Below are 21,008 nucleotides of genomic sequence, written 5' to 3'. Positions count from 1 at the left end.
CGCAATCGAGCCAAACTTTAGCAGTCTCGTCACTTTATGTGCTTGTCATACACTTCTAGCGTTTGCCGAACCAATTAAGGCAATATAACTAAAGGCGCTTGAGCAAGAAGCATTATCGCTGAGCCCCAGAAGAATGCCCACACCCCACCATGAACTCCACGGTATTTTATAAGGATTTGACTGACAGCTAGCAATACTAAAGGCAGCGATATGCATGAAAAAATAGACACTAATTTTATGTTTAGGTTGCTGAGGTCATAACCTGAATACTTGGTTGCCAAAGGTGATTCTAGCGAAACTGAAAATAGATAAATACTAATTAATACCATCAGTAAAGATGCAAAAACCAAAAATATGGCTCTATTAAGAGTGATAGTTGGTTGGTTAACACGAATAAAAACTTGTTCCATGAGTTTTCCTTTTTGCTAAGCCCCTGACAGGGAAGTGCATAACATTTTAGTATTTATGCGACACGCTATTTGTATTGCAGTGCCGCTTGTTGAACTGAGGCGCTACCTGCTCGGTGTGTCAGAGTGGGTGTTGTTTATGCTATGGACTTAAGGATATAGAAAGGCTTTTTATGAACTAAGCTAATCAAGCCAATTTCATTGGCGTGCCTATCGTCTCTAAGCTATCCCTGCATTACTCAGTGTTTACTATGTCCCCATTATTAAACCAAACGTTTAACAATTAAGCAATTGCTATTTTTCTCAAGTGCATATACTAATTGCCTGAGCTGTTAAACTCATTACTATTTGATTAATTTAATAAATAGCCTGCTAATTAATCCTACTTTATTAGTCGCCATACCTTGACTCATCACTTGAGTGGCATCGACTATATCATCACTTTAGATTAGCTATTACTTGCTTTCTGGCAGCCTAACTTTTTTATACGTTTTATTACACTTTGGGCAAAAGAGGTCTAAATCAAATTTATAATTTACACATTGGAAAAAGAAACCATATATTTTGCTACCAAGTTTTATGAAGGTAAGCAAAAATGCCGTCGCAATCATTAAGCTAAACTCATACATTCCAGCCTGTTCAAGAGCCCAATCAATGACAAGCTCAACGATTAAAAGTACAACTACTTTTTCGTGTTTTTTAATTGCTGCAAAAATGAGAACTGCAAAAGCAATAAAACGAGCAAAACTTTGCGATTCCTCAGCTAAGAAAGCCACAATTCCAATGGGTATAGCTAAACAAACGCTAAGAAAGATAAACCCTATCATGTCTATTTTTGACATCCAAAAATGTATTTTGAAGTCTTTTTTAACCGCGCAATGATTACACTTTAGCAATGAGGCTCCAATTAACTGGTTTATCGTCGAGAAATAAAACTGAGAGTAACCTTTAACTTAAAAATAGAAAAGAGTACAAACAAAAAAGCCATAAGCTCAAGCAACTTAGACTGCTTAAAACTTATGGCTTAGCGCTTAAAGCTCAACTAACCCCTAGAGCCTAAACCCTTGAACCTAGCACCTATTATTAAACCTTAAACTTATCTATCGCTTGATGAAGTACTCTAGCTTGCTCTGATACTTCTTCGCTGGTTTGTGCATTTGTGGTGGCATGGGTTGACGCATCCTCAGCAATATCACGAATACGTACAACGTTTTTATTGACCTCTGATGCCACTTGGCTTTGCTCGTCAATGGCTGCTGCAATATGTGTACTCATCTCCATGATGGTTTGAACATCCTCGGTAATTGAGCCCAGCAATTCCCCCGCTCTGGTGGCTTGCTCGGCGCTCTCTCCGCCTTGTGTACGGCACCGTTGCATTATACTCACCACTTCTTGTGTGCGACCTTGCAGCGTTGAAATAATACTTTCAATTTCTTTAGTCGACTCTTGTGTACGTTGGGCTAGTGAGCGTACTTCATCTGCAACCACCGCAAAGCCTCGGCCTTGTTCACCAGCACGTGCAGCTTCTATTGCCGCGTTAAGTGCAAGAAGATTTGTTTGCTCTGCAATACCACGAATTACATCAAGAACCGACCCAATGGTTTCACCGTCTTTCTCGAGCTGTGATACCACCGCAGACGCATCACCTAACGAGTTTGATAACTGGTTAATATGATTTACTGTTGATTCAACCTCTGAGCGACCTTGTTGCGCATTCAAATTGGTTGATTCAGCTTTTTTAGCCGCGGCTTCCGTGTTGTGTGAAATATCTTGAATGGTGGCCTGCATCTCGGTGGCTGCTGTTGCTACCATATCGGCCTCATGTAATTGCTCTTGCATGCCTGTACTTGTCGCTGCCGTTGTTTCTGATAAATTACCAGTGGCGATATTTAACGTACTTAACGCTGTATTTACTTCATAAATGAGCTTTTTAAAATCACCAATCAAACTATTAAAATCCACAGTCATCGTGGTAATTTCATCTTGACCTGTTTCTTCAATAACTAAGCTAAGATCGTTGTTGCGTCTAATGCTGTTAATCGTATGATAGACCCGCTCAATAGGCTGAATGATTGAACGGCTGGTGAAATACACTAACAACATCACAATTAAGCCAGCAATCAAAAAAGTGACTATCGCTATCATTTGTGCACTTTCTGCAGTGTCAGAAACCTGCTGTTTTGTGGCACTTGTAATTCGAGAAACAACGTCATCGCTTTGCTTAACGCTGACTCTCATTTTCCCAAGCGCGCCAGAATCAAGATCGAGGCCAAGCGACACTTGAGCATTAACTAACGCTGTGAATTTATCTTCATAGCTGGCTAATAGTGACACTAACTGTGAGCGTGTATTGCTGTTAATGCTCGAGTTTTTAATCGCTTTCTCTAGTTCATTCACTATGCCTTCAAACCTTGATAAATATTTCATATCTAGACGGAGCATAAAATCTTTTTCCGCTCGACGTAGTTGTAGCATCAACGTAAGCAGTTGATAATTATTTTGCTCATTCAACAAGGTCTCTATTTTGTGCACTGCGCTGCGTAATTCACCATATAATGCATCTTTAGGGTGTAAACCGATAGCCCTTTGAAACTCTACAACAATTTGAAAATCATCGTAATATTTTTGAGCTAGCACACCAAATTGATTCACATCACCCGTCGCTATTCCTAGCTCATCAGATAATACTTTGAGTTTGCCTAACTTATATTTGAGTTGTTCGAACTCTTTGTCAAACAAGGTTAATTTGGATTCATCTTTATAAAACAAGAAATCTTTTTCATACTTTCGCATGGATAATTCATGAATATCGAGCTCCTCCGCATACTGGATAGTTTCATTTAATTTCAGCATAACTCTTGCTTCATAAATGATGATAAATAACATAACTATCATTGCTAAACCAACAACGAGCGCATTAATTTGTAGTCGACGCTTGATCGTCAAGTTTTGGAGAATTGTCATCTACTGCAGCCTTTTAGTTAGGATCACTAGATTTTCTAGTAAAGTACTTAATTTATAGTGTAGATTATCCCACGAAATTATCACTACTCACTACAAAAAATTATTACTGGGTACACTTTAGCTAACTGAATCCCATAAAGAATGGTGCAACTTTTCAGTACTTTGCCATTGTTTTCCTGTCAACCAATTCACTAACGGGCCAGGATCACTGGGAAAGTTGATCTGCTTGATAGCTTCGCTGTTAAGCCATTCATCTAACGCAAATGGGTTCAAATAATTCATTACATGGGCCGCATTCATTGCGCGCAATGTTTGTGCATTTGCATCTTGTTCAAATTGGCCCGAAAGTGGCTTTAATAATAGTTTTTTACCTAGTTTAAGTGCTTCACTTGAAAGCTCAAAGCCCGCATTTGCAATAACTCCGCTGGTGTTTGCCAAATCATTTAAAAAGCCAGTGCGTGAAGGGGCACGTAAATGAATATTCAAGTTTGAACCATTTTGGGCATTTGGGTGATAACAATAGAACTCTTTATCGGGAAAGTCTTTTAAGTAATCAATAATGCTCGTTAAGTCTTCAAATGGCAGGTAAACAAGAATCTTATTATCAACACTTACGGGATTATCATGTGGGTGATCCGCGATAAAAGGGGGAATAATATTATCTGCAAATGGCTGCCAATGAACACCTAAATAAATATCAGCAGGCGCATAATATTTAATTAAAGAACGCCGAAGCATCGCATTGCCAAACATAGGTACTTTCGGTGATAAAAATGCGGCTTGGTGACTCATTCCTATTACTGGGACCCCTTGTTTTTTCGCAGCCCACGCTGTTACAGGCTCAAAATCATTAAAGACAAAGTCGTAACCAGAGACATCAAGCTGTTTGATGTCATGAAGTAATTTGCACAACCTCACATTTTTAACTGTGCGATAACGGCTTACTTGCCCGTGTTGAGTTGCAAAAGATAGCCCCCGAAAACTACGGTAGTGTGAAAACTCTCCCATATCAAAATAGTCTTGTTGTGCACGCCCTGAAAAAACATAATCAACGTCAACACCCATTTGATTAAATGCACTGGCCATGACTCGCGCACGAGTAATGTGGCCGTTTCCTGTCCCTTGAATACCATAAAGAATTTTCATAGATAGCCCACCGCAATTATGGCCGTGGCGCCACAAACTGAACCCATTACAGCGCCAAGCACCACATCCGCAGGAAAATGAACCCCTAAGACAACCCGAGAAGCAGCAACCCCGCTTGCCCATGTCAACCAGACCCACATTAACTCAGGAAAGTACTGCGTTAGTATTACTGCGACTAAAAAAGCACCAGCACTGTGCCCTGAAGGTAAACTAAATTTGTCACTGGGAATAATATACGCCCCTTGTACTAGGCAATCACAAGGACGCACCCGCGCAAAGCGCTTTTTAGCCAAGAAGTAAATTGGCCTTTCTATTAAAAAGCCTAACAGTAACGTGATTGATAAACGCTGCAATTCTAACTCATTACCAAGCCAGCCAAACCCCACAGCCAGCAAAACATATAAGCCGCCGTCTCCACTTTTTGAAAAACCCAATGCCACATTTTTTAGCCACACAGGTGAATTCCCATTGAAGAGTTTAAGAAAGAGGTTTTCGTCAAACTGCGCGACTTTTTTTAATAGGTTGTACTGACTCATTATTAGGTCCTTTTTTAAGCATAATTTCAGCATAGGTGCTAAAAATAACAATTGGGTGAAGCTTTTAAGACACTAATATTGCTTTTACTGATTTAGCGCAATTTGTGCTTAAAAATAGGGCAATTAACTCTCATTAAGTCGTTGTTATTGCGTTTAAGAGAGGTATACTGAGAACTCGCTCTTATATCTTTTAGAAGGATAGAAAAATGGACTACAGCACCTCTGATTTATGCGATCACTTTGCCGATGTGGTTGATGTGCTCGAACCTATGTTTATCAATTTTGGTGGCCGCCACAGCTTTAGTGGTCGTATCAAAACGGTTAAATGTTTTGAAAATAACGAATTGATCAGGGAGATCCTAAGCGAAGATGGCGATGAGTGTGTTTTACTTGTAGACGGGGGCGGTTCAACTCGTCGTGCGCTTATTGATATTGAGCTTGCTGAATTAGCGGTAGAAAATAACTGGCAAGGAATCGTTGTTTATGGTGCCATTCGTCACGTTGATGAGCTTGAAGAAATTGATTTAGGTATTCAGGCAATTGCGTCGATTCCTGTAGCCGCTGATAGCCAAGGTGCAGGTGAAGACGGCATTGGTGTTAACTTTGCTGGCGTGTCATTCTTTGATGATGATTACATCTATGCTGATAGCACAGGTATTGTGCTATCAGGTGAAGAGCTTGAACTTGAAATCGTAGAAGAATAAATGTCTCAGTTTTTAAATATCTACGACGAAGCGACTGTTAAGCCTTGGTGTAGCAGTCGCGCAAATGAAAAAAAAGCGTGGCAATCAATTGCGCTTTTAGATACGCAAGTAGACCCCCTGCAAGCCATGCGCGATGCAGCCCAATTTGGCATTAAGTACGTTTTACTCGGGGTCTGTGAAGACATTGGCCCACGGGCAAATCTAGGTAATGGTGGTGCTACAGATGGCTGGCATGCATTTATTAAGCGTTTTTTAAATCAGTCAGATAATCAATTTTTAGCTAATGAAAAAGTGCTTTTATTAGGTGAAGTAGACATTGATGATATTACCGCTGCTGCAGCGCCTTTGGATAACCAAAGCCCAGAACAACTCGCTCAACTTCGCTCCTATTGCGCACAAATAGATGAGCGCGTAGAGCATGTACTAAATTTAATATTCAGTGCTGGACTTGAGCCTATCATCATTGGCGGTGGTCATAACAATTGTTTAGGTATTATTCGCGCTCTTAGCAAACATAAAAACCAACCAATCAATGCAATTAACTTTGACCCCCATGCTGATTTTAGAGAGTGCGAAGGTCGCCATTCTGGAAATGGCTTTCGTTATGCTTATGATGAAAAGCACTTACACAATTATCATGTTATTGGTTTACATGAGCTAAAAAATAATCAAGCGATAATTGAAGCGCTCGCTAACGCAGACTTTAACTATGACAGCTATCAATCACTTCAAGTCAGGCGTGAAAAGTCGCTTACCGATGCATGCCAACAAGCACTTGAAGTACTGAGTCAGAAGCCGCTGGGAATTGAGGTTGATTTAGACAGTATTTCACTGATGCCCGTTAGCGCATATACCAATTGCGGTTTCAGTGTGAGTGATGCTGAACATTTTGTACATTTAGGGGCAAGCAAGCCAAATAGCTGTTACTTACATTTATGTGAAGCTGCACCAAGCCAACACCCTAGCGGTTTAAAGGCGGGTTTAAATGACGCCGGTCAGATAATTACAGCGTTAGTTAATGCCTATTTACAAGCTAAAGAGATGTAATCCCTTTAGCTTTAAATCAGTATTTTATCGCACTATGAATGTTCTATTTGCCATTGCTTCAGCCATGAAATCATACCCACGCTGCTTAAAGGGTGACTAAAGTAATACCCTTGCGCTGCAAACGCATTTAGGCTTTTGGTAAAGTTTAATTGTTCTTGCGTCTCAACACCTTCGCAAATCACTTTGCTATTTTGTTGGTTATGCATTTCAACCATACCGCTAATTAAGCTACGTATATGCCCTTGTTGACTAAAATCAGTAGTGAGTGAAGGTGCCACTTTTACATACTCCACAGCTAAATTGGGGAGTTTAGCTAACCAGACAGGGCTATCTCCTAAGCCATCTACACACATTTTGACACCTTGACTACTTAATCGTGCAACCATTGCTTTGCCTTGGGCATCTAAATTTAAAAATACCTCTAATGGGCACTCTATAATCAAATCTCCAGGTAATAATTGGTGCTCAGTAAAGACCTGATCAATAAATGAAATAAATTCTTCATTAAGCATTTCAGGGCCAAAGACATTAATGCTTAAAGGCATTTTAATCCCTTCCATGCGCAGTGCCATCACAAGCTCAGCAGCCCTTTCAATCACAAATTCAGCTAATGGATAAGCTAAGCCAGCAATGCGAATATCATCGATAAACCTATTTGCGGATAAGATACCTTGCTTTGGGTGCTGCCAACGAAGAAGCAGTTCTAAAAACTCAATTTTTTCATCTTCATTGCGAACAACTGGCTGAAAATAAAGTTCTAATTCACTCGAAAAATCAATACCCGCGAGCTCTTTAAGCCGTGCTTGTTGCTCTAGCTGCTCTACCATCATATGCTGTTGATAGGCCACTATTTGCCTATTTGGCTGACTATCTAATGCCAAATAGGCATAGGATATTAAGTTCTCAAAACGCGCGTCCCCTTTGCCACACTTAACGTAGCTCGCTCTCGCTTTTACTTCAATCGTGCAATTAGCGACATTGAATGGCTTCAGTGTTGCACCTAAAATACGGTCGATTAACTGCTCATGGAGATGGTTTTGCGTATCTAAACTGCAGATAAATGCAAAGTTTAGCCCACCTAGATGTGCTAACTTTTCTGAGTCGCCGAGGCTGACCACTTCTTCAAGCATCAATAGCTGCTTTATTCTATTGGCTGATTGTGCAAGCAGTAAATCACCAAAGTCTCTGCCTATATGCTGATTAACCTCTGCAAACCCTTCTAATCGAATAATAACAAGCGCCCCCATATGAGGAGCATTATCGCGCCAATTATAAAAGTAGTTTTGTAATTGCATGCGATTAGGAAAGCTTGCCAAAGGCGATAACGTTAAAGCATGCTCATTTACTGCAATCTCAGATTGGGTATCGTTAGGGGGATCTTCATCCATAAAATAACCAGAGCTGGCAAGGACTAATGTGGCTAAAACCAACCAATCTATTGGCAATCCTAGCAACCAATTAGCGGCATACAGAATTAAAAAAGTAAGTGCAGCCACAAAGCTGATGCTGAGCATAGTCCAGTTATTTTGCTTTGATACAAGCCATGAATGAGTAGCTATTGCTAAGGCTAAAAGTAATTCAATATAAGGATAGTGTGTGCTTAACAGTGCTAAAGCAATACATGCATTGATGATATAACTTAGCCGCAACGTGGCTTGTTTGACCACGCATAAAGCACAAATCATCGACATAAGAATGGCCCCGCTTAAAAAAACGGGTATCTGTGAATGTGTAAATAAAGCACTCCCTGCTATCGATTCAAATCCAGTATTTGTTAATAGTGCGAGTAAGGACATTAAGAAAATACAACATAGAATTGGACTATTTAAGTCTACCTAATATCCACAGATTTAACAGTTTATTTACGCCTAATTGATAACTTAATTGTGCAGGGTGCGGTATTTGCCAATGTGCAATATCAGCACGCATGCCAACTTTAAGCACACCACGGTCCTTTAACCCCAGTGCTTTAGCGGCATTGCAAGTTACACCTGCTAAAGTTTGCGCCGGTGTTAATCTAAATAAAGTACACCCCATATTCATCATTAATTGCAAAGAACACAATGGAGAGGTACCTGGATTGAAGTCTGTTGATATCGCAATGGGTACATTATGCTGTTGTAATAATGCGATAGGTGGCTGCTTAGTTTCACGTAAAAAGTAAAATGCGCCAGGCAATAAAACAGCCACTGTGCCGGCCGCGGCCATAGCCTTTACACCTGCCTCATCTAAGTACTCGATATGATCGGCAGATAAGCCTTTAAACTCCGCAACCAACTGCGCACCTTGCTGATTAGATAGCTGCTCAGCATGACATTTAACAGGTAGGTTATGTTTGCTTGCCGCTTCAAACACTCGGCGAGTCTGCTCATTGCTAAAGCCTACATTTTCACAAAACGCATCAACAGCATCTGCTAAATCCTTTGAAACAACTTGCTCAAGCATTTCATTGCAAACAAGTTCAATATAATCATCGCTTCGGCTTGTATACTCAGGGGGTAATGCATGGGCACCTAAAAATGTCGTTTTTACATCAACGGGGTGGTTTTCACCCAGTAACCGTGCAACTTCCAGTATTTTTATTTCATTCTCACAATCCAGCCCATAGCCGGATTTAATTTCAACGGTTGTGACGCCTTCCGCATAAAGTGCATTTAAACGATCTTTTGCTAATACAAACAAGGTTTCATGATCCGCTTCACGCGTTGCTTTAACAGTACTTGCAATCCCACCGCCTTGCGCTGCAATTTGTTCGTAGCTCACACCTTGTAAACGCTGTTCGAACTCTTCAGCTCGTGAGCCCGCAAACACTAAATGTGTATGGCAATCAATTAAACCGGGAGTGAGCCAATGGCCCTTAGCCGATATCGTTGGTGTTGCAAATGCATCAAACGTGGGTAAATCACTTTGCTTACCAAGCCATGCTATCTGACCGTCTTTAATTGCTAACGCTGCATTTTCAATTGCACCGTAAGTATCATCAATGTTGCTGTCCATCGTTGCAATATTGGCATCTGTAATTAACAAATCCCATTCATTTGATAACGTGCCTACTATTGGATTCATGTGAGCGCCCTTAAATACTATTTTTTGATAGTTTAACAAGCCATCTTGTATATACAAGATAATTGTGTCATCTTATAGTGAATAAGTAATTCACAAGATAGTGTACTTTAAACACATGACGACGCCTAAATTTGCACAAATAAAGCAATTCATTGTAGACAATATTCGCTCAGGCGCTTGGCTTGAAAATCAACGCGTACCGTCTGAAAATGAATTAGCAGACCAATTTAGCGTCAGCAGAATGACAGCGCGACGTGCTTTAAGTGAATTAACTGAAGCCGGTATTTTAACTCGAAGCCAAGGGTTAGGAACATTTGTTGCCAGTTTTAAATCGCAATCATCTCTATTAGAAATAAAAAACATTGCTGACGAAGTCAAAGCACGTAACGGCAACTATAGCTGCACCGTGCTGGTACTTGAGTCTATTAATGCACTTGCTCCTATTGCGATTGCATTGGGTGTAGAGGCTGACAGTGTCGTGTATCGCAGTGTATTAGTGCATAACGAAAACGATCAGCCCTTGCAAGTTGAAGAACGTTTTGTAAACCCAGCATTGGCTGATAGCTATTTACAACAAGATTTTACACACTTGACACCTCACGAGTATTTATCAAGTGTTGCACCGCTAACTGAAGCACGTCATACCGTTGAGGCTATTATGCCTAACGCTGAAATGTGCCAGTGGTTAAATTTATACCATGAAGAGCCCTGCTTGCAGGTCATACGTCGTACTTGGTCATCAACAGGCATTGTCAGCTTTGCCCGACTCGTATCACCAGGCAGTAAATATCGCCTTGGCGGGCACTTAACATTTAAAAAATGAATTTAGATATCAATGAAATGCGCTTAACTGCGTATTTTTTTGAAACCAAACAGCTTGTATATACAACAGGAGCACATTATGAATAATAGACTAGACGAATCGCGTATTATCCGCGCCCCGCACGGTGATAAAATCAGTGCTAAAAGCTGGCTCACTGAAGCCGCTAAACGCATGCTAATGAACAACCTCGATCCTGAAGTGGCAGAGCATCCCCATGCACTTGTTGTATATGGTGGCATCGGTCGAGCTGCCCGTGATTGGCCTTGCTTTGACAAAATCATCGAAACATTAGACCGACTTGAAGATGACGAAACCCTATTAGTGCAATCAGGTAAACCTGTAGGCGTATTTAAAACCCACAGCAACGCACCCCGTGTTTTAATTGCCAACTCTAACCTTGTTCCTCACTGGGCAAATTGGGAACATTTTAATGAGCTCGATAAACTAGGTCTAATGATGTACGGACAAATGACTGCTGGTTCATGGATTTACATCGGTTCACAGGGCATAGTGCAAGGCACGTATGAAACATTTGTCGCGATGGCTAAACAACACTTTAACGGTGAAGCAAAAGGCAAATGGGTATTAACTGGCGGATTAGGTGGAATGGGCGGGGCTCAACCACTTGCAGCAACCATGGCGGGCTTTAGTGCATTAGTGGTTGAATGTGATGAAAGCCGCATCGATTTCCGTATTAACACGCGCTATGTTGATGTTAAAGCCACTGACCTAGATCACGCGTTAACCCTTATTAATGAAGCTTGTGCTAAAGGCGACGCTCTTTCAGTTGGTTTACTTGGTAATGCCGCGGATGTATTTAGTGAACTTGTTAAACGAAATATCACGCCAGATGTTGTTACAGATCAAACGTCAGCTCACGATCCTCTTAATGGTTATTTACCGCAAGATTGGAGCATGGAACACGCCGCAACAATGCGCGAACAAGACCCTCAAGCGGTTGTAAAAGCTGCGAAGCAATCAATGGCGGTACAAGTTACAGCAATGTTAGCTTTGCAAAAAGCAGGGGCTGCCACAACTGACTATGGTAATAACATTCGTCAAATGGCATTAGAAGAAGGTGTAGAGAATGCCTTTGATTTCCCTGGTTTTGTACCTGCTTATATTCGTCCACTATTCTGTGAAGGTATTGGTCCATTCCGTTGGGTTGCCCTTTCTGGTGATCCAGAAGACATATACAAAACAGATGCTAAAGTTAAAGAGCTTATCCCTGATGATAAACACTTACACAACTGGCTTGATATGGCCCGTGAGCGTATTCAATTTCAAGGGTTACCAGCGCGTATCTGCTGGGTTGGCTTAAAAGACCGTGCTCGTTTAGCGCTTGCGTTTAATGAAATGGTGAAAAATGGTGAACTTAAAGCGCCAGTGGTTATCGGTCGAGATCACTTAGATTCAGGTTCAGTTGCCAGCCCTAATCGTGAAACTGAAGCGATGAAAGATGGTTCTGATGCTGTATCCGATTGGCCATTACTAAACGCTCTACTTAATACCGCGGGCGGTGCAACGTGGGTCTCACTGCATCATGGTGGTGGCGTAGGCATGGGCTTTAGCCAACACTCAGGTGTTGTTATTGTTGCAGACGGTACAGACGAAGCCGCTGCACGTGTAGGCCGTGTTTTATGGAACGACCCTGCAACCGGTGTAATGCGTCATGCGGATGCTGGATACGATATCGCAATTAACTGTGCTAATGAGCAAGGCTTAGACCTGCCAATGCTTAATAAGGAATAATCATGTTTGAATACACTCTCACACCCGGCCAGCTTGATTTAGCTACATTGCGTAAAATAAATCAATTGCCAGTGACATTAACATTGGCTGCTGACAGCGAGATAAAAATTGCTGCAAGCGCGCAAACCGTGCAAGACGTTATCGATCAAAACCGTACTGTATACGGTATTAACACCGGATTTGGCTTATTAGCCAACACCAAAATAGCGGAACATGAGCTGGAATTATTACAGCGTTCAATTGTATTGTCTCATGCTGCTGGTATCGGTGAGTATATGGATGACAGTACTGTGCGTTTAATGATGGTGTTAAAAATCAACTCGTTATCACGTGGCTTTTCAGGTATTCGCTTAAAAGTTATTGAGTTTTTTATACAATTACTTGCTGCAGAAGTCTACCCTTGCGTGCCAAAAAAAGGCTCTGTGGGCGCATCGGGTGATTTAGCACCATTATCACATATGTGCCTACCTTTATTAGGTGAAGGCGAAATGCGCCACCAAGGTAAACTTATAAAAGCCAGTGAAGGACTTGAAATAGCAGGATTAGCGCCACTCACATTAGCAGCAAAAGAAGGTCTCGCCTTATTAAACGGCACGCAAGCATCTACCGCGTTTGCTTTACAAGGTTTATTTCGTACTGAAGACCTGTATGCACAAAGTTGTGCCATTGGTTCTATGAGTATCGAAGCTGCAATGGGCAGCCGCTCTCCTTTTGATGCGCGTATTCATGAAGTCCGTGGTCAACGTGGGCAAATTGATTCTGCGGCTATTTTCCGCGACATGTTGGGCGAACACTCTGACATTAGTAAAGCGCACGTTGACTGTGAAAAAGTACAAGACCCTTACTGCTTACGCTGCCAACCTCAAGTGTTAGGCGCTTGTTTGACACAAATACGCCAAGCCGCTGAAGTATTGTTGTGTGAATCAAATGGTGTGACGGATAACCCATTGGTGTTTGCTGATGTAGGCGACATTATTTCTGGTGGTAACTTCCATGCAGAACCTGTTGCAATGGCAGCAGATAACTTAGCTTTAGCGATTGCTGAAATTGGCGCACTAGCTGAGCGACGTATTGCATTATTAATTGATTCGAACCTGTCGAAATTACCGCCGTTTTTAGTTGAAAATGGCGGAGTTAACTCGGGCTTTATGATTGCCCAAGTTACGGCAGCTGCGTTAGCTTCAGAAAATAAGTCACTCGCGCATCCAGCATCGGTAGATAGCTTACCAACGTCAGCAAACCAAGAAGACCATGTATCAATGGCCACATTTGCTGCTCGCCGCTTGGGTGAAATGGCAGACAATACACAAGGCGTACTCGCTGTTGAATGGCTGGCTTCTGCACAAGGCTTGGATTTTAGAGCGCCACTTAAAGCATCTGCTAAAGTTGAGCAGGCAAAAGCAACCTTACGCGAGAAAGTGAGTTACTACGACAAGGACCGTTACTTTGGCCCTGATATAGAAGCGGCGAACACGCTGTTAGCACAAGGTCAGCTTTGCCATCTTTTGCCTAAAGATGTGCTCACTTCATTTTAAGTATTAACCACGGGGTTTAAATATCAAACTGATAAGTAAACCCAAGTGATTCGATAGCCGAGCCATCAATAATGCGCTCGGCTTTTTCATGACTTAAAAACGTGGGGGGGGGTGTCCCATTTTGCGTACACTTTTGTGTGTAGTAATCAACCTTGCTTGGATGCGATGGATTAACCACATTATAAGTAGACCCAGCGACCTGCCAATGCTCGCATACAGTAACAATCGCATTGATCACATCCTGCTGGTGCACCATGTTCACCACTTGCTGGCTAGAACCACTCAATTCTTTACCTGCCACAAACTGTCCTGGATCACGGTTTGGTCCCATCAACCCGGCTAAACGCAATACTTTCCCCCCGTTATTTAATACATATTGCTCTGCATCAACTAACCGCTGTTGACGTTCACCGGCTACAATAATGTTACTTTTCTCATCATACACTTGTTCATTATTGCCATACACTGCGGTTGATGAACAAAGAATAAACCCTTGCATATTCATCTGTTTTGCCAAAGCAAAGCTGCGCTCTAATGTTGCTTGATAATTACTATCAGCATGGCGACTTCGTGGTGGCATAGCACAGACCCACCAAGCATTCTCTAAATCGAGTTGGTGATGAAGTTGATCATTTTTTAATTCCAATTGACGTAAAAAATCATGGGAATGCGCTTCACTTCGATGCGTTCCCTGTACTAGCCAGCCATTTTCCTGCTGATTAATACATAATGCTTTACCTAACCAACCAGCCCCCAGTACGACTAACCGTTGTTTACTTTCACCCATAAAATAACAAAATCCTTACAGTTTTGTAATATTAGACATATTTGTCTTACCTTATAATATGGCGAATAAGACAAAGATATGATTAGATAGACACTAATGGCTTACTCTACTAAATAATAAGAATGTGTGCATCATGCTTAAAAACCTATCATTGCAAAAAAAAATATTATTCCTAATTGGGGGCACTATTAGTGTATTACTGATTATTGCTTCGGCCTATTTTGTTAGTCATATTGCCTCACTCTCTCGACAAGGTATTGAACGCGAAGCGCACAGCTACTTGCAAAGCGAACAGCTTTCAATGCAGGGATACTTTGCAAAATACGGTAAACTGGTTAGTACGTTTGTGAATAACCCACATTTAATTAACTGGTTTGATGCATGGGATAAACGAGATCAACCATTAGAGGGTGCCTCTGGCTATGATGAAGTTGACCAAGACTTTGTACGCATTAGTAGTAGTGACGAAAATATCCTGTCAGCGTTTTTTGCTTCAGCCAAAACCGGTGAATACTTTAAAGAGCATGAGCGTACCACGCATTATAATGGCCAACCTTACTACGCTTATAAGCGCGGGTGGTGGCAAGACGCGCTCAAATTAAATCGCTTGTATGTTGGTCCAATTTCAGTCGACTTAACAACAGGTAATGCATCCGCCGTTGTTCAACAACCGGTTTATAACCAACAGCGTGAGTTAATTGGCTTTGGTGGGGTTGACTTACAACTTAATAAAATCAACAAAATGGTTGAAGACATCCGCTTTAATGGTCAAGGCTATGGCTTTTTACTTGATGGCAACCAAAAAGTAGTGCACCTATCAAACCGCACTAATCATAAGCTGTCTGTCACTGACGAAGGCCCAAATGGCAAAGAAGGCTTAGAACAACTAGAAAAACAATTTAGTGATACTCAAGGCTTTTCAAACTTAAATCGACTGATGAAAAACAACACCCGCGGCGATGCTCGCGTTACATTACAAGGTAAAGAGTACTTTGTTGTGTACGACCGACTTCAGTTAGAAACCCCCTATTTGAACTGGTATGTGGGCCTTTTAGTACCACAATCTATGATTGATGAACCTGTTGATCAAGCCGTAACAACTACCACTACATCGGTCATTATTATTATTGTAATCATCATCGCAATGATTATTTGGGCCACTCATATGATCTCTAAACCGATCAAAACACTGACTAACATCATGCGTGATATTGCTTCAGGTGACGGTGATTTAACTCAAAAAATCGCCATCGATAGTAAAGATGAAGTCGGTCAACTTGCTCATCATATGAACACCTTTATTGATAAACTTCGTGCGATGATGCTTGATACCGCTGCACAAGCTGAACAACTAACGAATGCCGCAGCGCAATTAAAATCAGTGTCACAGCAAACAAATACCGAAATTCAACAAGAGAAACAACAAGTTGATAGTGTAAGTGCCGCTGTAACCGAAATGGCTTCAACGGTCATGGAAATTTCACGTAACGCACAACAAACTAATAACGCTGCTGAAGAGGTGCAAACTATTACAGAAGATGGCGCTAACCGTTCTCAAAACGCACAAAGTGTGATGATTGCACTCGCCGAGCATATTGGTGAAGCATCTAAAGTAGTAGCAGGTTTAGAGCAAGAAAGCGGGAATATAGGTGCCGTTGTTGATGTTATTAACTCCATCGCCGAACAAACAAACTTACTTGCGCTTAATGCTGCTATTGAGGCCGCTCGTGCAGGTGAACAAGGCAGAGGCTTTGCGGTCGTCGCCGATGAAGTGCGCTCTCTCGCCAGCCGCACCCAAGAGTCAACGGATGATATTCGCAATATGATTACGCGCTTACAACAGATTGCACAACAAGCATCGACGATGATGCAGCAAGGTCAAGAGCGTGCCCAAGGCTCTGTCGAGCAAACGCAAGAGGTCCTAGATGCACTTAAAGACATTGCAGACTCTGTCACTAAAGTACAAGATCAAAGTCATCAAATAGCAACATCAACTGAACAACAAACCGTGGTAGCTGAAGATATTAATAGTAGCCTTTCTGCGATAAACAACTTAGTTAATAGCACAGCTGATCATGCATTAGAACTTGCAGATGAAGCCCGTGACTTAAATGAACTGGCTAGCTCATTAAATCGTACGGTCAACGAGTTTAAACTTTAAACTCACTTTTACTAAGTAAAAGAGTGCCTAAGTGGCACTCTTTTTTGTTGTAGATCAATACCGCCATGTTGTGGTTTTTTTATAATTGCGCAAACTTTATTTAAAGGCGCGCGTGATGATAAATTTACCTCAATGGGATGAAAACTTAATTAATAAATACAATGTATCTGGTCCACGGTATACATCCTATCCGACCGCTTTATCATTGCAAGAAGGCTATAAACAAAGCAATCTTATTGATGCTATAGCATCTTCCTCGAGCAATAGTTTATCTTTATATATACATATTCCATTTTGTAGCCAGCTTTGCTATTACTGTGGCTGTAATAAGGTGATCACCCGCCACCAATCCAAAGCTGATTTATACCTTGATTATTTAGAAAAAGAAATCATCGCCCAAGCCCCACTCTTTAGTCATTATCAAGTTGAACAACTGCATTTAGGCGGTGGCACTCCAACATTTTTGACCGCCGACCAAATGACTCGTTTAACCACATTATTAAACCAGCACTTTAATTTTACTGGCGATGCTGAGCGCGGTATTGAAATAGACCCCCGCTCGCTCGCAGACGGCATGCTCGCTCACTTACGCAGCTTAGGCTTTAATCGTGTATCATTTGGTATTCAAGATTTTAACGATGCAGTGCAGTTAGCAGTTAATCGCCCTCAAAGTGCTGACGAAGTAAAAGGGCTTATAAGCCAAGCGCGTGAGCTTGGTTTTTCATCAATCAATGCCGATATGATTTACGGCTTACCACTGCAAACGCCAGAGAGCTTTAAAGAAACAATAGAGCAGCTCATTGCACTGAGCCCTGACAGAGTTTCTGTGTTCAACTATGCCCATTTACCTGAACGCTTTGCAGCACAACGAAAAATTAAAGACGCCGATTTACCAAACGCGCATGACAAACTTACAATGTTTAAAAATACACTTGAGCAAATGCGTGCTGCAGGGTATCAGTTTATTGGGATGGATCACTTCGCAAAAACCAGTAATGAGTTAGCGGTAGCACAAAATAAGCAACAGTTGCATCGTAACTTTCAGGGCTATACAACCCACGGAAATTGTGACTTGTTAGGTTTGGGCGTGTCATCAATTTCACAGATTGGCACCTCTATTTTACAAAATCAAAAAGAGCTTAAGCACTACTATAGCGCTATCGAAAATCAAGCAGGAAGCCCTATCATAAAAGGAATGCAACTGAATGCTGATGACGTGATCCGCGCAGATGTCATTAAGCAACTGATCTGTCATTTCGAACTTGATATGCAACATATCGCTGCCAAATATCAATTAGCGTTTGATGCCTATTTTGAGGATTCTTTACAAGCATTAAAGCCATTACAAGAAGATGGTTTAGTCGCTATCGAAAACCAACGTATCACCGTTACTGCACGGGGTAACTTATTTATTCGGATTATCTGTATGTGCTTTGATGCGCACTTACAAAAACAAATTAGTGCAACGCGATTCTCACGAGTCATTTAACACACAATAAAAAAGCAGACCTTAGTCTGCTTTTTTATTGTTTATATTAAGGAGTGGTTAATTAAATACCACGTTTTCACTGCCAGGGGCTGCTTTAAACTCTTCAATAATCTTTTTACAATCCACTTTAATTTGATCAGCGTGTGTTTCTTCTGCACGCCAACGCGCCGTATCTTGTTTAAAAATTTCTTTCTTCGAATATTTTTTACGCGCGTCGTGGGTCGGCATTTCTTTTACCACTTCATACATTGCAAAAATGCCCGGATAACGAAGCGTTAAATCGCTCTCTTGCGCAAAGCTATACTGCGACATTAACACCCAAATACGCAAGCTTCCTTCAGAAAACTCACATTGCTCCTGCTCCATAGCCCGTGCAATAAGGTGAATACTGTCTGCGAGCTTAGCATTACGCTCTAAACGCGATTTAGCCAGCTGTTGCTGCTGTTTGGCTTGCTCTTTCGCTATATGCTCGTTTTGTGCCTTGAGCTTATAGAGCAGTTGCCCTGCGTAAAATGCTAAGCCTGCGATGATCACAGCGCCCACACACAGAGCTAAGATCATCATATTCATTATTTATCATCCTCATCATCTAGCCACTCATTCGCGAGATCGTTTGATAAATAACGGTCAAAGTCACTATTACCTTGCGCTTCATGTTCTTCGTCATCAAATTCATCTTCTGGTTCATCTTCAATGCCCAAAATTTCACACAGCACTTGGTGACGATCTATGCGGCTATTAAAGTATTTAGCATCTTTACCCGTTAGCATTTCGCCTTGTTCATGGCGCTCAATGAGTTTTAATAGTCTTTCATCATTTTCTAACGCTTCAAGCTCTTGCTCTGGCGATAACTCTGGCTCGGTCACTTTCACAAGCTCAACCTGAGGTTTTAAGTTACGTTTTAGCTCAATGACTGGCTCAGGCGCTTTAGCAACTAAAGACACTGGCTTTTTGCTGCCCACACGTTTGTCTTTATTCTGAGTGTGACTATTTTTTGTTTCTTGCTGGAGTGCATCCACCGCGTTTCGAGAGCCCGGTTTTGCACCTTTGTGCTTTTTAACACGCTGCTCTTTCAAAGCACGTATTTCCTTAAGCTTGTCTTGACTCAAACGAACTGGCCCGTTTGATGGAATTTTACGTGATTTTTTCTTTCTACTCATATCTTGATCGTCTCACTTAAGAGGTTTTGAACAACACACACTATGGCGTTGCAATGCTGGCCTTGCCAGAAGAATTCGGTCAGTGCTGAATGAGGTTGGGTTACTCGACTACTAGCGCACTTTTTCGCTCGCTATTGTAACAGGACAAATAAAAAGGCGGTAGAGAAAACATCTCTACCGCCTACTAATCTGAGCGCCATAATTCTGGACACTTCTCCCTTCGACTTTTTAGTCTTTATTATTTTTATTATTATTGCTGTTCCATTTTGTTATTGTTATTACATTCCCTGTGGCATTCCATTTTATTATTATTATCAAACTTCCATGATTTTTTATTATTCTCGGTCTTCAATGACACTTTTTTAGTATTTCCTTTGAGAACATCAATGATGTTAACCCTCAATATTGACGCTGACTACTTTCCTTATAGCTTAATCCATTTTGTTTTTGTTGTTCGTTGCGACAGGGGATAATTTACGCATTAATAATTTTGTTACAACTAATTTATATATTTTTTCTTACAAGAAACAAGTTGCAACAATACCAAGGTAATAATTTACAATAACTTAGATTAAAACAAAAAATAAAAATAAGATTTTACTTACACATGACTATGGGCAATGTCTTACAAATGGTTGGGATAAAAGCGAAGGGTTATAGATACAAAAAAAGCAGCGACTGCTGCTTTTTGAACTCATTGTATAGTTTAGTATTAGCTAAAAAACTAATCTATGCTACTTTAGTGCAATCCACCTAAGTACTTTGAAAGCACTTCAATGTCTTTATCTGTTAATTTTTTAGCAATGTCTTGCATCATTCCGTTTAAGTCATTATTACGACTTCCATCACGGAATTTTTCCAGCTGTGATTTTATGTAACCTGGGTGCTGGAACGACACTTTAGGGAACTTAGCTAAAGACGACCCATTACCGCGCGGACCATGGCATGAAGCACATGACGGGATTCCACGTTCAGCATCGCCTGCTTTGTACAACATTGCGCCCGCTTCAACCACATCTTTAGGTGTTGTTCCTTCTGACATATTCAATGTCGAAAAATAAGCTGCGATGTCTTTCATGTCTTGATCACTAAGAGGCATAGCCATTGCGCTCATTACAGGATCCATACGACCCTCTTTACCGCCAGACGTCATACCTGATTTGAACTCGACTAATTGTTTATAAATGTAATCTGCGTGTTGACCTGCAATCTTTGGGTAGATATTAACCGGCGCATTACCGTCTGGGCCGTGACAAGCCGCACACGTTGCTGATTTTTCTTTACCTGCGTTTACATCGCCATCAAATGCTGTTGCGTTGCTTGCTGACAACGCACCAAGCAATATAGTTAAAGATAGTGCTATTTTTTTCATGGTGAATTCTCTGTTTCCGACCCTGTATCATCTACAATATGGATGTTGCGATTTATATA

18 protein-coding genes are annotated in these 21,008 nt (G+C 41.2%); 7 read left to right on the top strand and 11 right to left on the bottom strand.

Translation table 11 applies throughout. The features are described 5' to 3' along the window. Window positions 1–74 precede the first annotated feature (74 nt). The 5 genes from ATS75_RS13185 to ATS75_RS13165 all read right to left on the bottom strand — a co-directional run bounded on the left by ATS75_RS13185 (window position 75) and on the right by ATS75_RS13165 (window position 5,053). Window positions 75–410 carry a hypothetical protein gene (locus ATS75_RS13185; RefSeq protein WP_058560886.1) on the bottom strand — a complete coding sequence of 112 codons (336 nt, stop codon included), beginning with the start codon at window positions 408–410 and terminating at the stop codon, window positions 75–77. A gap of 452 nt (window positions 411–862) precedes the next feature. Further along, a complete protein-coding gene (locus tag ATS75_RS13180; protein WP_235591180.1) occupies window positions 863–1,249 on the bottom strand; it encodes a hypothetical protein in 387 nt (128 codons plus the stop codon). A 241-nt stretch (window positions 1,250–1,490) separates the two neighbouring features. Then, window positions 1,491–3,371, bottom strand: a complete 1,881-nt coding sequence (locus tag ATS75_RS13175; RefSeq protein ID WP_058560885.1) for a methyl-accepting chemotaxis protein — start codon at window positions 3,369–3,371, stop codon at window positions 1,491–1,493. 117 nt (window positions 3,372–3,488) lie between these two features. Then, window positions 3,489–4,517, bottom strand: coding sequence for an MJ1255/VC2487 family glycosyltransferase (locus ATS75_RS13170; RefSeq protein ID WP_058560884.1), 1,029 nt, complete (start codon window positions 4,515–4,517; stop codon window positions 3,489–3,491). Continuing rightward, window positions 4,514–5,053: a phosphatase PAP2 family protein gene (locus ATS75_RS13165; protein WP_058560883.1), complete on the bottom strand. Its 540-nt coding sequence runs from the start codon at window positions 5,051–5,053 to the stop codon at window positions 4,514–4,516. Before ATS75_RS13165 ends, ATS75_RS13170 begins: the two co-directional genes overlap by 4 nt. 206 nt (window positions 5,054–5,259) lie before the next feature. Here ATS75_RS13165 and rraA point away from each other — a divergent pair, with 206 nt between their 5' ends. Together rraA and ATS75_RS13155 are read left to right on the top strand one after the other, a co-directional pair. After that, entirely contained in the window at window positions 5,260–5,757 is a 498-nt protein-coding gene (gene rraA, locus ATS75_RS13160) for a ribonuclease E activity regulator RraA (RefSeq protein ID WP_058560882.1), read from the top strand. Continuing rightward, window positions 5,758–6,804: a formimidoylglutamase gene (locus ATS75_RS13155; RefSeq protein ID WP_058560881.1), complete on the top strand. Its 1,047-nt coding sequence runs from the start codon at window positions 5,758–5,760 to the stop codon at window positions 6,802–6,804. It abuts the gene before it with no gap. 32 nt (window positions 6,805–6,836) lie between these two features. Here the strand turns inward: ATS75_RS13155 and ATS75_RS13150 are convergent, their stop codons facing one another. Together ATS75_RS13150 and hutI are read right to left on the bottom strand one after the other, a co-directional pair. Then, the gene (locus ATS75_RS13150) at window positions 6,837–8,495 is read right to left on the bottom strand and encodes a GGDEF domain-containing phosphodiesterase (RefSeq protein ID WP_058560880.1); all 1,659 of its coding nucleotides are present in this window, start codon (window positions 8,493–8,495) and stop codon (window positions 6,837–6,839) included. A 130-nt stretch (window positions 8,496–8,625) separates the two neighbouring features. Next, window positions 8,626–9,870 carry an imidazolonepropionase gene (hutI, locus tag ATS75_RS13145; protein ID WP_058560879.1) on the bottom strand — a complete coding sequence of 415 codons (1,245 nt, stop codon included), beginning with the start codon at window positions 9,868–9,870 and terminating at the stop codon, window positions 8,626–8,628. Between the two features lie 115 nt (window positions 9,871–9,985). On the opposite strand from hutI, the gene hutC reads away from it, so the two are divergent. From hutC to hutH, 3 genes are all read left to right on the top strand, one after another. Continuing rightward, window positions 9,986–10,693, top strand: coding sequence for a histidine utilization repressor (gene hutC, locus ATS75_RS13140; protein WP_058560878.1), 708 nt, complete (start codon window positions 9,986–9,988; stop codon window positions 10,691–10,693). 78 nt (window positions 10,694–10,771) lie between these two features. After that, on the top strand, window positions 10,772–12,445 hold the full coding sequence (gene hutU / locus ATS75_RS13135; RefSeq protein ID WP_058560877.1) for a urocanate hydratase: 1,674 nt from the start codon (window positions 10,772–10,774) through the stop codon (window positions 12,443–12,445). A gap of 2 nt (window positions 12,446–12,447) precedes the next feature. Beyond that, complete coding sequence (gene hutH / locus ATS75_RS13130) at window positions 12,448–13,980, top strand: histidine ammonia-lyase (RefSeq protein ID WP_058560876.1); 1,533 nt, start codon at window positions 12,448–12,450, stop codon at window positions 13,978–13,980. A 16-nt stretch (window positions 13,981–13,996) separates the two neighbouring features. Here hutH and ATS75_RS13125 read toward each other — a convergent pair whose 3' ends face one another. Further along, window positions 13,997–14,767: a hypothetical protein gene (locus ATS75_RS13125; RefSeq protein ID WP_058560875.1), complete on the bottom strand. Its 771-nt coding sequence runs from the start codon at window positions 14,765–14,767 to the stop codon at window positions 13,997–13,999. Window positions 14,768–14,900: 133 nt separating this feature from the next. On the opposite strand from ATS75_RS13125, the gene ATS75_RS13120 reads away from it, so the two are divergent. After that, a complete protein-coding gene (locus ATS75_RS13120) occupies window positions 14,901–16,928 on the top strand; it encodes a methyl-accepting chemotaxis protein (RefSeq protein ID WP_058560874.1) in 2,028 nt (675 codons plus the stop codon). Window positions 16,929–17,043: 115 nt separating this feature from the next. Continuing rightward, window positions 17,044–18,417, top strand: a complete 1,374-nt coding sequence (hemN, locus tag ATS75_RS13115) for an oxygen-independent coproporphyrinogen III oxidase (RefSeq protein ID WP_058560873.1) — start codon at window positions 17,044–17,046, stop codon at window positions 18,415–18,417. 57 nt (window positions 18,418–18,474) lie between these two features. Here hemN and ATS75_RS13110 read toward each other — a convergent pair whose 3' ends face one another. From ATS75_RS13110 to ATS75_RS13100, 3 genes are all read right to left on the bottom strand, one after another. Beyond that, the gene (locus ATS75_RS13110) at window positions 18,475–18,987 is read right to left on the bottom strand and encodes a DUF2489 domain-containing protein (protein ID WP_058560872.1); all 513 of its coding nucleotides are present in this window, start codon (window positions 18,985–18,987) and stop codon (window positions 18,475–18,477) included. After that, complete coding sequence (gene yihI / locus ATS75_RS13105; protein WP_058560871.1) at window positions 18,987–19,577, bottom strand: Der GTPase-activating protein YihI; 591 nt, start codon at window positions 19,575–19,577, stop codon at window positions 18,987–18,989. Before yihI ends, ATS75_RS13110 begins: the two co-directional genes overlap by 1 nt. 739 nt (window positions 19,578–20,316) lie before the next feature. Further along, the gene (locus ATS75_RS13100) at window positions 20,317–20,949 is read right to left on the bottom strand and encodes a c-type cytochrome (protein ID WP_058560870.1); all 633 of its coding nucleotides are present in this window, start codon (window positions 20,947–20,949) and stop codon (window positions 20,317–20,319) included. Between the last annotated feature and the right edge of the window lie 59 nt (window positions 20,950–21,008).

Source organism: Pseudoalteromonas sp. H105 (genome assembly GCF_001469215.1).
Classification (GTDB): domain Bacteria; phylum Pseudomonadota; class Gammaproteobacteria; order Enterobacterales; family Alteromonadaceae; genus Pseudoalteromonas.
The sequence above is the reverse complement of the archived record's forward strand: the minus strand, read 5'-3'. Positions and strand labels throughout refer to the sequence as shown.